This is a genomic window from Haloferula sargassicola (assembly GCF_040362925.1).
GTDB classification, from domain to species: Bacteria; Verrucomicrobiota; Verrucomicrobiia; order Verrucomicrobiales; family Akkermansiaceae; genus Haloferula; species Haloferula sargassicola.
This window is the reverse complement of the sequence record NZ_BAABRI010000001.1, coordinates 88,491-101,614: the sequence shown is the minus strand read 5'-3', so window position 1 is coordinate 101,614 and position 13,124 is coordinate 88,491. Positions and strand designations below refer to the sequence as shown.

The window sequence follows — 13,124 nt, the reverse complement described above, 5'->3', positions numbered from 1 at the left end:
GCAAACACCGGCGTTCCACGCTTGCCGATCAGACGGATTCCTTCAGCGTGCGCCCATGAGCACCGACTCCCTCCGCTCCGCCATCCGCGATGTCCCGGATTTCCCGAAACCCGGCATCGTCTTCAAGGACATCACCCCCATCCTCTCCGACCCCTCCCACTTCAGGCAGTCGATCTCGCTGCTCTGCGACACCGCCCGCGGCGAAAAAATCGACAAGGTCGTGGGCATCGACGCCCGCGGTTTCATCTTCGCCGCCGCCGTGGCCGATCGCCTCGGGGCCGGCTTCGTGCCGATCCGCAAGGCCGGCAAGCTGCCCTGGCAGACCCGCGGGCTCGCCTATTCCCTCGAATACGGCGAGGCCACCGTCGAGATCCACGAGGACGCCCTCGCCACCGGTGAAAAGGTGCTGCTCGTCGATGACCTCCTCGCCACCGGCGGCACCGCAGCGGCCGCCGTCCAGCTCATCGATGGCCTCGGCGCCCACCTCGTCGCCGCCTCCTTCCTCATCGAGCTCTCGTTTCTCCATGGTCGCCAGGCGCTCGGCGACCACCGGATCGAATCGATCCTGGCCTATGAATGAGGGGCCCTCATGTCACTAACGAGCGCGATGCCCGATTAAGCCATCCCTGCGGCTTGCCCGGCTCCCCTCCCCCGCTAGGTTCCGTCCAACGACCCATCCGACCATGTCCTTGAGCAACTACTCCGCCTCCCTGATCCGCTACCCCGACCTCGGCTTCTCGCTCGACACCTCCCTGATGGACCTCGATGCCTCCTGGCTGGAGGGCATGTCCGGGAAAATCGAGAAGGCCTTCGTTGACCTCCAGAAGCTCGAAGCCGGCGAGATCGCCAACCCGGACGAGGGGCGCATGGTCGGCCACTACTGGCTGCGCAAGCCCGAGCTCGCCCCCACCGACGAACTCCGCGCCGCCATCACCGGGCCGCTCGCCGCGCTTAAGGAGTTCGCCGTGAAGGTCCACGGCGGCGAGGTCGCCGCACCGGGTGGCGAGCGTTTTGAAAACCTGCTGCTCATCGGCATCGGCGGCTCCGCTCTCGGCCCTCAGCTGGTGAACGACGCCCTCGGCCACGACTCGCAGCTCAACATCCACTTTTTCGACAACACCGACCCGGCCGGCATCGACCGCACCCTGGCCGAAATCGGCCAGACCGGGCTCTCGCGCACGCTGGTGCTCGTCGTCTCCAAATCCGGCGGCACCCCGGAAACCCGCAATGGCATGGTCGAGGCCAAGGCCGCCTATGACGCTGCCGGGCTTGACTTCGGCAAGCACGCCGTCGCCATCACCGGCGAGGGCTCGAAGCTCGACAAGTTCGCCGACGAAGAGGGCTTCCTCGCCAAGTTCCCGATGGAGGACTGGGTCGGCGGGCGCACCTCCGTCATGTCCACCGTCGGCCTGGTCCCGGCCGCGCTGCAGGGCATCGACATCGACGACTTCCTCGCCGGCGCCGCCGCGATGGATGAGGAAACGCGCAAGGCCGATGCCGGAACCAACGCCGCCATGCGTCTCGCGCTCGCCTGGCATGCCGCCGGCAACGGCAAGGGCGAAAAGGACATGGTCGTCCTGCCCTACAAGGACTCGCTGGTCCTGTTTTCCAAATACCTCCAGCAGCTCGTCATGGAGTCGCTCGGCAAGAGCGAGGACCTCGACGGCAACACGGTGCACCAGGGCATCGCCGTCTACGGTAACAAGGGCTCGACCGACCAGCACGCCTACGTCCAGCAGCTGCGCGACGGCGTCCCGAACTTCTTCGCCACCTTCATCGAGGTCCGCAAGGGTCGCGACGGCGACACGATCGAGGTCGAGCCCGGCAACACCTCCGCCGACTACCTGCAGGGCTTCCTCCGCGGCACCCGCAAGGCGCTCTACGAGTCCGGCCGCAAGTCGATCACGATCTCGATCGGCGAGGTGAACCCCTTCACCCTCGGCATGCTGATCGCCCTCTTCGAGCGCGCCGTGTCCTTCTACGCCTCGCTGGTCAACATCAACGCCTACCACCAGCCCGGTGTGGAGGCTGGGAAAAAGGCCGCCGCCACCTTCCTCGATCTTCTCAACGCCGTCCGCGGCCGCCTCACCGCGGACCCGAAGAACGCCGCCGAGGTGGCCTACGAGGTCGATGGCGACCCTGAGGACGTCTACCACTGCCTCAACCACCTCGCCGCCAACGGCGAGGTCCAGATCGCCCTCGGGGACACCCCGGAGGGGGATACCTTTTCCCTCTAACGGGTAACTTACGTTTCCAAAACGTATCATTCAGAAAAGCCGTGCCCGCCCCCGGGCACGGCTTTTTTCTTGGGCTCCGATGCCCCTTCGCGAAATTGCCGGGCCCGTTTTCCTTCTTTAGCCTCATCCCAATGCCCGCCACCCAGCGCCCCGTCGGAAACAAGGTCCTCTTCATGGCCACCTGCCTCTGTGACGCCTTCTACGACGATGCGGCCCGCGCCTCGGTCGAGGTCCTCGAGTACCTGGGCGTGGAGGTTATTTTCCCGGAAAACCAGACCTGCTGCGGCCAGCCGGCCTTCAACTCGGGCGATTGGAAGTCCTCCCGCAAGGTCGCCCGTCACACCGCCAAGGTCTTCGCCGGCGACCTGCCGGTCATCGTCCCGAGCGGCTCCTGCGCGGCCATGCATTTCCACGGCAACCGGCTGCAATTCGAGGAATGCCCGGACTCCGCCATCGATTCGCTCGCTGGACGGACCTGGGAAATCATCGACTTCATCGTCAACGGCCTCGGCATCACAAGCTGGGACGGCGCTTTCAAAAAGCACACCCGCATCGCTTTCCACCGCTCCTGCCACACCCGCGGCACCCACACCGGTGAGGCGGCGAACACGCTGCTGTCGTCGATCCGCCACGCCGAGGTGGTCAGCTTCGGTCAGGACGATCAGTGCTGCGGTTTCGGCGGCACGTTCTCCGTCACCTTCCCCCACATCTCCGGCCGCATGGGCTCGCTGAAGCTCGACCACATCCTCGAGCAGCGTCCCGACCTCCTCGTCTCCGCCGACATGTCCTGCCTCATGCACCTCACCGGCCTCGCCCGGGTCCAGGGCCGCGGCATCGAGCACCGGCACGTCATCCAAGTCCTGCGGGATACCTTGGTAGCGAGGAACAAGTAGCAAGGGGCCATCCACCACCATCCACCACCTACCATCTTGAGCCTGCGCCAACCCATCGACACCTACGCCCGCGAGATCGGCGAGGAAAAGCAGACCTCCGTCCACAGCGGCTCGATCGCCAGCACCGACAAGCGGAAGTCCGCCCTGTTCACCGACTTCGAGGATCCGAACGCGCTGCGCCGCCTCGCGGGAAACATCAAGGACCACACGCTCCACCACCTCGACCGCTACCTCGAGCAGGCCGAGGCCTCGCTGACGCGAAACGGCGTGACGGTCCACTTCGCCGACAGCGGCGACGACGCCCGCAACGCCGTCCTTTCCATCCTTCGCGAGCACGAGGTCAGCCGGCTGACCAAGTCGAAGTCGATGGCCTCCGAGGAAATCCACCTCAACCCCTTCCTCATCGAGAACGGCATCGAGGTCCTCGAAAGCGACCTCGGCGAGTTCATCCTCCAGCTCGATGGCGACGAGCCCTCCCACATCGTCCGCCCGATCATCCACAAGAACCGCCGCGAGATCGCCCGCACCTTCCAGCGCGCCGGACTGGCCGATGACTACAACGACGACCCGGAAACGATCACCCGCCGCGCCCGGGTTTTCCTGCGGGAAAAATACATGCAGGCCGAGGCCGTCATCACCGGCGGCAACTTCATTTCCGCGGAAAGCGGCCGTGTCGTGCTGGTCACCAACGAGGGCAACTCGCGCTTCGGCATGGCTCCGTCGAAGCTCCACATCGCGCTGATCGGGATCGAAAAAATCGTCCCCACCGACCGCGACCTCGGCGTCTTCCTCAACCTCCTCGGCCGCTCCGCCACCGGCCAGCAGCTCACCGTTTACACCGAGTTCATCGCCGGCCCGAAGGACGACGCCCAACCGAGTGGACCGGAGGAAATGCACGTCGTTCTCATGAACCATGGCCGCACCGACGTGCTCGCGTCGAACTGCCGGGAAATCCTCCGCTGCATCCGCTGCTCCGCTTGCCAGAACGTCTGCCCGGTTTACCGGCAGGCGAGCGGCCACGCCTACCGCAGCCCCTATGGCGGCCCGATCGGCGCCGTGCTTTCCCCGCTCCTCTTCGGCGACCGCTTCCCGGCCCTCGCCGACCTGCCGAAGGCGTCGTCGCTCTGCGGGGCCTGCAACGAAGTCTGCCCGGTCGACATCCCGATCCCCGACCTCCTGCTGCGCCTGCGCCACAAGGCCAAACAAGAGCACATCCCCCAGCCCGGCGACCTCCCCATGGCGCCCTTCGCCACCCTGGCCACCTCGCCCATGCTCTGGCGCACCGCCATGAAGGCGAGCAAGACCATGAACCACCTCCCCCTCGAAGCCGCTCCCGTGCGCCCTCTCCAAGACTGGCTCGGCCAGCGCACCCTCCCCGACTCCCACGGCGGGGATTTCCGCCGCTGGATGAAAGACCGCGGCAAGGGTGATGCGGGCATTTCTTCCACAGCGACCCAGAGGAAATAAAAAGCCCGCCCCCACCCCGCCATGTCCCGCGACACCATCTTCGCCAAAATCCGCGCTGCCCTGGAACCCATCCCGGAGAAGGCCGCGCACCCCGGCTTCGAAAGGGAAGCCATCGTTTCCCCCACCCGACTTCGGGGCTCGCTGAAGGAAGCCTTCGAGCGCAACCTCGGTGCCGTCCACGGCCGGACGATGGATTCGCCGGAAACGCTCGCCGTCTTCCTCAAGGAGCAAGGCTGCACGACCGGCTACTGCGATCCCACGCTGATGATTCCGCTGGGAAAAGCCCTTTCCGCAGCCGGCATCGAGGTGCTCACCCGCTACGATCGCGCCCATTACGAAGACTACCGTTTCGGGATCACCCGCGCCTCCGGAGCGATCGCGGAAACGGGCTCGATCATCCTCGATGACGCCCACACCGCCGACCGACTCGCCGCGCTTTCCCCGTGGGTCCATGTCGCCGTGCTGAGCAGGTCGCAGATCCACCGCTCGATCCCCGACGCCCTCGCGCAGCTCGGCCCGAGCCGCAACGTCATCTGGGTCACCGGTCCGTCGAAGACCGCCGACGTCGAGGGCATCCTGATCGAGGGCGTCCATGGCCCCGGCGAGCAGATCGCCTACTTCACCGACTGAGCTCGCAACTTCATCCTCGCCCCCGGGTTGTCGGCGTGAAGCATGGATGCCGTTGCCCCGAACGCCGGGCTGTTCCCCATGGCGGAGCCCCAATCCCAGTCGATCGACCCCGAGAACGAGCGCGACATCGCCCTGATGTCGCGCATCGCCACCGGCGACGAGGCGGCGTTCCGTGCCCTCGTCGAGCGCCACCAGCATGTGGTCATCGGGATGATCGCCAAGATGCTCAACGACCCGATCGAGGCCGAGGACCTCGCCCAGCGGGTCTTCCTGCGCGTGTGGAAGCACGCCAAGCGCTGGAAGCCCGAGGCCAAGTTCACGACTTATCTTTTCACCATCGCCCGCAATCTCGTTTACAACGAAAGCCGCCGCCGCTCGCGGAAAAAGGAAGTCTCCGCCGACCAGCGCAGCGAGGAATTCGGTGCGGAAACCGCGGCCGACGCCCGCATCGAGCCGGACTCGGAGACGCTGCGCAACGAGATGCACGACGAGATCGACCACGCCATCGCCGAGCTGCCGGAAAACCAGCGCGCGGCCGTGGTGCTCTACGCGTATGAGTCGCTGCCTTACGAGGAGATCGCCCAGGTGCTCGGGACCTCCGTTTCCTCGGTAAAAAGCCTCATTTTCCGAGGTCGCACGACCCTGCGCGAGAAGCTCGCACATTTCACGGGATACTGAGACGGAGGCGGCGGGCATTGACCGCCGACGGGGGCGGCGGGCTCTGACCGCCGGACGGGGGCGGCGCGCGCCCGCAGTTGTTCGGGCGGGTTGGAGAGCAGGCCACCTCGCCCCCCTGCGGCTCTTCAACCCGAGGCCACCTCGAAGCCACGCCCCGAACTGCCCGCTCCACCCACCTGCCCGGCGGTCGATGCCCGCCGCCCCTTTGCCCGCCGCCCCCGGCCTATCACTCCATAAAAAATCCCCGCCGGCACTTGGCCGGCGGGGATCAATCGGTCGAGAGGACTTAGTGCTTCTTCTGGAAGGTGGCGACGTCGTCCGACGTGCCCTCTTCGCCATCAGCACCCGGCGAAAAAACCGCCACGTTTTTGCCGCGGAGGCGGTACTGTTTGCCACCCATCGAGAAACCAAGTTCGTCCTCGTAGTCAAGATTGAGCACCACGGTGTAGGGCTGACCAAATGCATCGTAGAGCGCCTTCGGACCCTGGCGGCCACCGGTGCTGCGGATCAGGCCATTGCGGTTCGCCTTGCCTTCCGGAACCTCCAGATAACGGACCTTGCGGCTGTTATCGAGATCGCGCTGACCGTCTTCCTCCGCCATGAGAACCTTGAGCAAATCCTCGCCTTGGGCGGAGTCGGTCTTGATCTCGTCCTGCGTGAAGTCCGGCAGGCGGTTGTAGTCGGTATAAAAGTCATTCACGGCCTTCTCCACCGAGGTCGCATAGGTGAGGGAAGTCGTCGTCCGGGTCTTCTTCATGGCAGCCGTGACACCGGCAAAGCTCATCGCGGCCAGCACGGCCACAATCGAGATCACCACCAGCAGCTCGATCAGGGTGAAACCACGGCGCTTGGCCGGGACAATTGGGGTTTTCTTCATCTCAGGTTGTTTTTTTCGAGTTTGGGTGGGCCCGACGCGACGGACCCGGATCCGATGGGCGACGCTAGCCCTGCATTTCCAAGGGAGCAAGCCCGCAGGCGGCCCTTCGGCGCGGCTTTGCGGCAGATTTCGGCATTTCCCTTCCCGATCCCCTCCTCCAAGCTCCCGCCATGCGCCCACCCTCGCTGCAGATCCTTTCCGTCGAAGAAGCCTTCGGGCGCAACAGCTGGCACTGCGAGCAGGTGGAGGGAAAGGACGTCCTGCGCGCCGCCTTCACCGGCCACCACACGCGGATCGAGATCATCGCCCAAGCCTATCCGCCACTCAACGCGCTGGCGATCATCGGCGAAGTGCCGCTGCCGGTCGATGAAGACCACCAGCACTCCGTGCTCGAGCTGCTCGCCCGCGCCAACAAGACGCTGAATCTCGGCGGCTTCGAGTTCGACCTCGACCGCGGCCGGCTGGTGTTTCGCATCACCAACCTGTTCGACCGCGAGAAATACGACGCCGACATCGTCGCCACCATGGTCCACTGCACCGTCGCCGAGCTCGACCGCCTCACGCCCTACGCCGTGACCGTCGTCCGCACGCCGGAAGATCTCCTCGACGACCTCGACATCGAGCGCCTGTTGCTCCGCGAGGACCTCATCCCGCCGGTTCCCGGCGATGAGGACGATACGCCGTGATTCGATTGCCGATTGAAGATTTCCGATTTCCGATTTCCGATTTCTGCATGAAACCGCTCATTCTCCTTGCCGCTGGCGCCACGGCCTCTTTCGCCGCGGACACCGCCGCCGTTACCCGCGAAAGCATGTCCACAGCTTGCATTCCCGGCCCGGGATTCCAGCAGGCCGCCGAGCACCCCTCCGAATCCTGGGAGTTCACTTTGGAAACCGGCTACCTCTGGAACGTCGGCTCGAACACGCCGATCGACTATGAGATCGTCCCCACGCAGCTCACTTTCCGCACACCTGCCCAGCTGCATTGGTGGGAGGGGGAAAACGGCGCCCGGTTGATTGTCCGGGGCCGCTACTCGCTGATGATGGAGCTTTTCACCGTGGGCCCGGAAACCGGCTACCTCGGCGTGTCCGGCGCTCCCTCGATCGAATACTGGTTCCCCGACGAGCAGACCTCCGCCTTTTTCTCGATCGGCGGCGGACTCGGACTCACCGACTCGACGAATGTCCCCGGCGGTCAGGGGCAGGACTTCACGCTCAACTGGTTCGCCAATCTGGGCCTGAGACGCGAATTGTGCGAAAATCTCTCCGTCCTCGGCGGTGCCTACTTCGTCCACCACTCCAACGGCGGCCAGACCTCGCCCAACCCCGGCATCGACGCCCTCGGATTCACCGTGGGCCTGGGCCTGCGGTTCTGAGTTTCCGGCATCGATCGTGCCGGGGCCCGACGACTCCTACCTCTCCACCTCCGGCCAGCCGTCCTTCCACTCCAGCTCGATCAAACGCAGCTTCGACCGTCCGCGGTCCTCGCCATCGTAGTAATGATGGACCAGCCATTGCTTGCGACCTTTCTGGTAGATCGAGGCATGGCCGGGACCGATGAAACGCCCCCTGCTGCCCAGCACCAGCGTGCCGCCGCCGGCCGTCATCGGCGTGTCGTCCTTGTCGAGGTAGGGCCCTTCGATGTCCCTGCTGCGACCGACCCGGATTTCGTAGGTGCTGTCCTTTCCCCGGCAGCACAGGCCCCAGTTCACAAAGAGGTAGAACCAGCCGTCCTGATGGTAGATGAACGGCGCTTCGATTTCCGGTGCATTGGCGATCGGGATCGGCTTGCGATGGCCCTTTCGCAGACCGGTTTTCGCGTCCAGCTCGATGAGCATGATCCCGTCCCAGAAGCTGCCGAAGCTCATCCACAGCTTCAGCCCGTCCTCGATCACCGCCGGGTCGATCGCGTTGAATGGGTCGCCGCGGCCGGAGGAAATGATCATCCCCTGGTCCTCCCACGGTTCGGCCTCGGTGCCGGGTCCCAGCTTCCTGCGGCTCGCCATGCCGATGGCGGAGGTGTTTTTCCCGAAGGTCGAGACCGAGTAGTAAACGCACCAGCGGTTGCCCAGCTCGATCACGTCCGGTGCCCACAGGTGCCCCTCGTTTCCCGGGACCTTCTCCCGGTGCCACTCGGGATATTTTCCGCGGGGAAAAACCGAACCTGCGTAGTTCCAGTTTCGGCCATCCTGCTTCAGCACCGCGACCCCATGCCCGGTCGCGAAACACCAGGCATCCCCGCCCTCGCGGACCACGGTGGAGGGGTCATGCACCGGCGGCTCGCGCCGCCACTGGGCGGACAACAGCCCGATCATCGAAATCATCACCAGCACCGTCCAGATACGCATCGATTCCTAAACGCCGCGCCCGCCCGGATGTTTCAATCCTCAACCCGGCGATTCCGCCCTCACTCCTCGTCGCAGGACATCCGCGCCCCCAGCTCGACCACGCGATTGGTCGGCAGATTGAAGTAATCGACCGCGGAGCTGGCATTGCGCGACATCAGGTTGAAAAACCGCCAGCGCAGCCTGCCCGGCCACCCTTCCCGCGGCGGCACGCCGTAGGTTTCCCGGCCGAGGAAATAACTCGCCGCCCGTGGCTCGAAGCCGAGCTCCTCCGGCAGGAAGCGCTCCATCGCCGCCGGGATGTCCGGCTCGTCGAGGAAGCCGAAACGCAGCGTCACCTGGTGGATCCCCGCCCCGGATTCCTCATGCGCGAAGCCCAGCTCGTGGCCGAACACCCGCGGCCGGTTGAGCATTTCCACGTGCAGCATGACCACGCACTCGTGCAGCACATGGTTGTGCTTCAGGTTGTGGAGCAGCGCGCCCGGGATGGTGTCGGCGAAGCCGTTCAGGTAGACCGCCAACCCCTCGACCCGCTGGATTTCCCCGCGTTGAACCTGACCGAGGAAGGCCTCCATGTCGGTTTCCTCCTCCTGCTCCCGCAAGCGCGTCCGACGCCGCCCCCACAGCCAGGTCGTCATCATGATCATCATGAAAACGGCCACTCCGATCGGCAGCCAACCGCCTTGGAGAATCTTCGTGCTGTTGGCCACGAGGAAGGCCAGGTCGACCACCAGGAACGCTGCCGAGACCGCCAGCGCCTTCCCCAGCGGCCACCCCCAGACCCGCCGCGCGGCGGAAAAAAACAACACGGAGGTGATCGCCATCGTCAGGGCGATCGCAATCCCGTAGGCGCCCGCGAGGTTTCCCGAAGAGCGGAACCCCAGCACCACCAGCACGCAGGCCACCCCGAGCGCTCCATTGACGCCGGGCACGAACACCTGCCCCTGCTGCTTCGCCGAGGTGTGGCGGATCCGGATCCGTGGCAGGCAGCCGAGCTGCACCGCTTGGCTGGTCAGCGAGAAAGCCCCGGAAATCAGCGCCTGGCTGGCGATCACCGCCGCCGCCGTGGCCAGCAGGGTCAGCGGAAACCTCAGCGCGTCCGGCGCCAGCAGGTAAAACGGGTTTTTCAAGGCCGCCGGCGCCACCGACAGCAGCGCCGCCTGGCCGAGGTAGTTCAGCACCAGCGCGGGAAACACCACGATGAACCACGCCAGCCGGATCGGCCGCGCACCGAAGTGCCCGAGGTCCGCGTAGAGGGCCTCGCCCCCGGTCACCGCCAGAAACACCGCACCCAGAACCGGCAGGCCATGCTGCCACTCGCGGATCAGAAACGTGATGCCCGCATGCGGGCTCAGACCCGCGAGCACCGACGGATCCATCAGGATGCCGCGCACGCCCAGCACCGCCAGGCTCGCGAACCACAGGCCGATCACCGGCCCGAAAAACCGCCCCACGGTGCCGGTCCCCTTCGCCTGCACCGCGAACAGGCCCAACAAGATCACCACCGTCAGCGGCACGATCCAATGCTCCACCGCCGGCGCGCTCACCGCCAAGCCCTCGACCGCGCCCAGCACCGAGATCGCCGGCGTCAGCATGCCATCGGCATAAATCAGCGCCGAACCCGCAATCCCCAACAGAATGAACCGGGCCGCGGTATGGCTTTTCTCCACCTTCGACTCCACCAGCGTCGCCAGCGCCAGGATCCCGCCCTCCCCGTGGTGGTCCAGCCGCAGAATGAAAATCAGGTACTTCAGCGAGATCACGAACACCAGCGACCACACGATCAACGAAGCCGCCCCGCTCAAGTTCTCCGGCGAAACCGGTGCCGAGCCCGCGCCCCCAAAGCACTCGCGGAAGGCATAAAGCGGGCTCGTCCCGATGTCCCCGAACACCACCCCCAGCGCGGCGATCACCGGCAGGGCGGGCTTCTTGATTTTTTCGGAAAACGGCTTGTCCATCACGGGGCGGGACGCTTGTCGGGAGGACCCGCAGCGACTAACACCCTCGCCCCGACGCCGCGATCCGCCACCATTCATTCACCCATGTCGCTCCTCTCCGCCAAAGACCTCCGCCTCAGCTACGGCCACCAGATCCTGCTCGATGGCGTCACGCTCGCCGTCGAGGCTGGCGAAAAAGTCGGCCTGGTCGGCCGCAACGGCTGCGGGAAAACCTCGCTGCTGAAAATCCTCGCCGGCCAGAACTCAGCCGACTCCGGCGACATCTCCCGCCAGCGCCAGCTGCGCGTCGGCTACCTGCCCCAGGAGTTCGAGCTCGATCCGGAGATCTCCGTTCACGAAAACATCGCCGCCGGCGCGCAGGACGTCGTCACCGCCATCCAGCGCTACGAGAATGGCGACGGCTCCGAGGCCGAGCTGGCCGACCTGCTCCACCTCATCGACCACGCCGATGGCTGGAACCTCGACGCCCGCATCCAGTCGCTCTCGAACGCGCTCGGCACCCCGCCGCTGGAGTCGCAGACCGGTCCGCTGTCCGGCGGGGAAAAACGCCGCGTCGCCCTCTGTCGCGCGCTCGCCTCGCAACCCGACCTGTTGCTGCTCGACGAGCCCACGAACCACCTCGACGCCGACTCAATCCGCTGGCTCGAAGAGTTCCTCAAGACCTACACCGGCGCCGTCATCTTCGTCACCCACGACCGCTATTTCCTCGACGTCATCGCCACCCGCATCATCGAGATCGACCAGGGAAAAGCCTACTCGCACCCTGGCAACTACACCGCCTTCCTCGAGTCGAAGGCAATCCGCCAGCAGATCGCCGAGCAAACCGAGCGCCGCCGCCAGCGCTTCCTGCGCGAGGAGCTCGAGTGGGTCCGCGCCGGCGTCAAGGCGCGCACCACCAAGTCCCGCCACCGGCTCGACAAGTTCTACGAGATCGAGGGCATGGAGGCCCCGCCCGAGGAGCGGGAAATGGACCTGCTCATCCCGCCGCCGCCACCTCTTGGCGACAAGGTCGTGGAACTCGAGGACGCCGGCATCAACGTCGGATCCAGTACTTCGCCGCGCTGGCTGTTCCGCCACCTCACGCTCTCGCTGCGCGCCGGCGAGTGCACCGGCATCGTCGGCCGCAACGGCGTCGGCAAGACCACCCTGCTCAAGCTCTGCCTCGACCAGCTCGCCCCCAGCGAGGGCAAGGCCGAGCTCGGCAAGCGCGTCCGCATCAACTACATCGACCAGGCCCGCATGATCCTTGACGGCTCCGGCTCGCTGCTCGACGAGGTGGCCGAGGGAAATGAAAAACTCCACTTCGGCGACCAGCTCATCGGCGCCCGCGGCTACCTGCGGCGCTTCCTTTTCTCCGACGACCGTATCAACGAGCGCGTCGACCTCCTCTCCGGCGGCGAGCGCGCCCGCCTGATGCTCGCCAAGGTGCTCAAGACCGGCGGCAACCTGCTCGTTCTCGACGAACCGACCAACGACCTCGACCTGCCGAGCCTGCGCATGCTCGAGGAAGCCATCGCCGACTTCGACGGCACCGTGCTCGTCGTCTCGCACGACCGCTATTTCCTCGACCGCATCTGCGACCGGATCATCGCCTTCGAGGACGACGGCGTCCACATCACGCCCGGCAACTACTCGTACTATCTCGAAAAACGTCAGCAGCGCGAAGCCGTCCATCGCGCCCAGGCCCAGGCCGCCGCACGCGAAGCCGAGGCCCGCCGCAAAGCCGCGGAAAAGCCCGCCGACAAGCCGCGCAAACTGACCCTGGCGGAAAAAAAGGAGCTGGAAGGCATCGAAGACCGCATCACCGCCGCCGAGTCGGAAGTCGAGGCGCTGGAGCTGAAGCTCAACGACCCGATCTTCCAGACCGAGCACTTCGACCAAGTCCCGCAGATCGTCTCCGACCTCGACCGCGCCCGCGACGAAACCGCCCGCCTCTACGCCCGCTGGGAGGAGCTGGAGGCGCTCGCCTGACGCAAGATCCGACCGCAGAGCTACCGTCGTTTCCGAATGCCCCTACTCGAAAACCGGCCACCCCCGACG

Annotated in this window: 12 protein-coding genes; 9 read left to right on the top strand and 3 right to left on the bottom strand. The window is 65.7% G+C overall.

Going from position 1 to position 13,124, the window contains the following annotated elements:
• Positions 1-55 precede the first annotated feature (55 nt).
• The 6 genes from ABXH26_RS00390 (at position 56) to ABXH26_RS00365 (ending at position 5,905) form a co-directional block, all read left to right on the top strand.
• Positions 56-580, top strand: coding sequence for an adenine phosphoribosyltransferase (locus ABXH26_RS00390; RefSeq protein WP_353565035.1), 525 nt, complete (start codon positions 56-58; stop codon positions 578-580).
• Between the two features lie 103 nt (positions 581-683).
• Positions 684-2,237, top strand: a complete 1,554-nt coding sequence (locus tag ABXH26_RS00385) for a glucose-6-phosphate isomerase (protein ID WP_353565034.1) — start codon at positions 684-686, stop codon at positions 2,235-2,237.
• A 131-nt stretch (positions 2,238-2,368) separates the two neighbouring features.
• A complete protein-coding gene (locus ABXH26_RS00380; RefSeq protein WP_353565033.1) occupies positions 2,369-3,130 on the top strand; it encodes a (Fe-S)-binding protein in 762 nt (253 codons plus the stop codon).
• 36 nt (positions 3,131-3,166) lie between these two features.
• Positions 3,167-4,597, top strand: a complete 1,431-nt coding sequence (locus tag ABXH26_RS00375; protein ID WP_353565032.1) for a lactate utilization protein B — start codon at positions 3,167-3,169, stop codon at positions 4,595-4,597.
• Positions 4,598-4,618: 21 nt separating this feature from the next.
• Positions 4,619-5,227 (top strand): LutC/YkgG family protein, encoded by a 609-nt coding sequence (locus tag ABXH26_RS00370; RefSeq protein WP_353565031.1) that lies wholly within the window; start codon positions 4,619-4,621, stop codon positions 5,225-5,227.
• A gap of 42 nt (positions 5,228-5,269) precedes the next feature.
• Positions 5,270-5,905 carry an RNA polymerase sigma factor gene (locus tag ABXH26_RS00365; RefSeq protein ID WP_353565030.1) on the top strand — a complete coding sequence of 212 codons (636 nt, stop codon included), beginning with the start codon at positions 5,270-5,272 and terminating at the stop codon, positions 5,903-5,905.
• Between the two features lie 286 nt (positions 5,906-6,191).
• Here the strand turns inward: ABXH26_RS00365 and ABXH26_RS00360 are convergent, their stop codons facing one another.
• A complete protein-coding gene (locus tag ABXH26_RS00360; RefSeq protein WP_353565029.1) occupies positions 6,192-6,782 on the bottom strand; it encodes a prepilin-type N-terminal cleavage/methylation domain-containing protein in 591 nt (196 codons plus the stop codon).
• A gap of 170 nt (positions 6,783-6,952) precedes the next feature.
• Between ABXH26_RS00360 and ABXH26_RS00355 the strand changes: the two genes are divergently transcribed.
• Together ABXH26_RS00355 and ABXH26_RS00350 are read left to right on the top strand one after the other, a co-directional pair.
• Positions 6,953-7,468, top strand: a complete 516-nt coding sequence (locus ABXH26_RS00355; RefSeq protein ID WP_353565028.1) for a YbjN domain-containing protein — start codon at positions 6,953-6,955, stop codon at positions 7,466-7,468.
• Positions 7,469-7,515: 47 nt separating this feature from the next.
• A complete protein-coding gene (locus tag ABXH26_RS00350; RefSeq protein WP_353565027.1) occupies positions 7,516-8,157 on the top strand; it encodes an acyloxyacyl hydrolase in 642 nt (213 codons plus the stop codon).
• Between the two features lie 36 nt (positions 8,158-8,193).
• On the opposite strand, the gene ABXH26_RS00345 is transcribed toward ABXH26_RS00350, so the two are convergent.
• Complete coding sequence (locus tag ABXH26_RS00345; protein ID WP_353565026.1) at positions 8,194-9,129, bottom strand: arabinan endo-1,5-alpha-L-arabinosidase; 936 nt, start codon at positions 9,127-9,129, stop codon at positions 8,194-8,196.
• 59 nt (positions 9,130-9,188) lie between these two features.
• The gene (locus ABXH26_RS00340; protein WP_353565025.1) at positions 9,189-11,084 is read right to left on the bottom strand and encodes a potassium transporter Kup; all 1,896 of its coding nucleotides are present in this window, start codon (positions 11,082-11,084) and stop codon (positions 9,189-9,191) included.
• 84 nt (positions 11,085-11,168) lie between these two features.
• On the opposite strand from ABXH26_RS00340, the gene ABXH26_RS00335 reads away from it, so the two are divergent.
• Positions 11,169-13,055, top strand: a complete 1,887-nt coding sequence (locus ABXH26_RS00335; protein ID WP_353565024.1) for an ABC-F family ATP-binding cassette domain-containing protein — start codon at positions 11,169-11,171, stop codon at positions 13,053-13,055.
• Positions 13,056-13,124: the final 69 nt, after the last annotated feature.

What these genes read in the sequence shown, in the direction of transcription:
- ABXH26_RS00335 (WP_353565024.1), top strand. Translation starts at nt 11,169, where the DNA reads ATGTCGCTCCTCTCCGCCAAAGACCTCCGCCTCAGCTACGGCCACCAG.
- ABXH26_RS00355 (WP_353565028.1), top strand. Translation starts at nt 6,953, where the DNA reads ATGCGCCCACCCTCGCTGCAGATCCTTTCCGTCGAAGAAGCCTTCGGG.
- ABXH26_RS00365 (WP_353565030.1), top strand. Translation starts at nt 5,270, where the DNA reads ATGGATGCCGTTGCCCCGAACGCCGGGCTGTTCCCCATGGCGGAGCCC.
- ABXH26_RS00385 (WP_353565034.1), top strand. Translation starts at nt 684, where the DNA reads ATGTCCTTGAGCAACTACTCCGCCTCCCTGATCCGCTACCCCGACCTC.
- ABXH26_RS00380 (WP_353565033.1), top strand. Translation starts at nt 2,369, where the DNA reads ATGCCCGCCACCCAGCGCCCCGTCGGAAACAAGGTCCTCTTCATGGCC.
- ABXH26_RS00345 (WP_353565026.1), bottom strand. Translation starts at nt 9,129, where the DNA reads ATGCGTATCTGGACGGTGCTGGTGATGATTTCGATGATCGGGCTGTTG.
- ABXH26_RS00360 (WP_353565029.1), bottom strand. Translation starts at nt 6,782, where the DNA reads ATGAAGAAAACCCCAATTGTCCCGGCCAAGCGCCGTGGTTTCACCCTG.
- ABXH26_RS00370 (WP_353565031.1), top strand. Translation starts at nt 4,619, where the DNA reads ATGTCCCGCGACACCATCTTCGCCAAAATCCGCGCTGCCCTGGAACCC.
- ABXH26_RS00390 (WP_353565035.1), top strand. Translation starts at nt 56, where the DNA reads ATGAGCACCGACTCCCTCCGCTCCGCCATCCGCGATGTCCCGGATTTC.
- ABXH26_RS00350 (WP_353565027.1), top strand. Translation starts at nt 7,516, where the DNA reads ATGAAACCGCTCATTCTCCTTGCCGCTGGCGCCACGGCCTCTTTCGCC.
- ABXH26_RS00340 (WP_353565025.1), bottom strand. Translation starts at nt 11,084, where the DNA reads ATGGACAAGCCGTTTTCCGAAAAAATCAAGAAGCCCGCCCTGCCGGTG.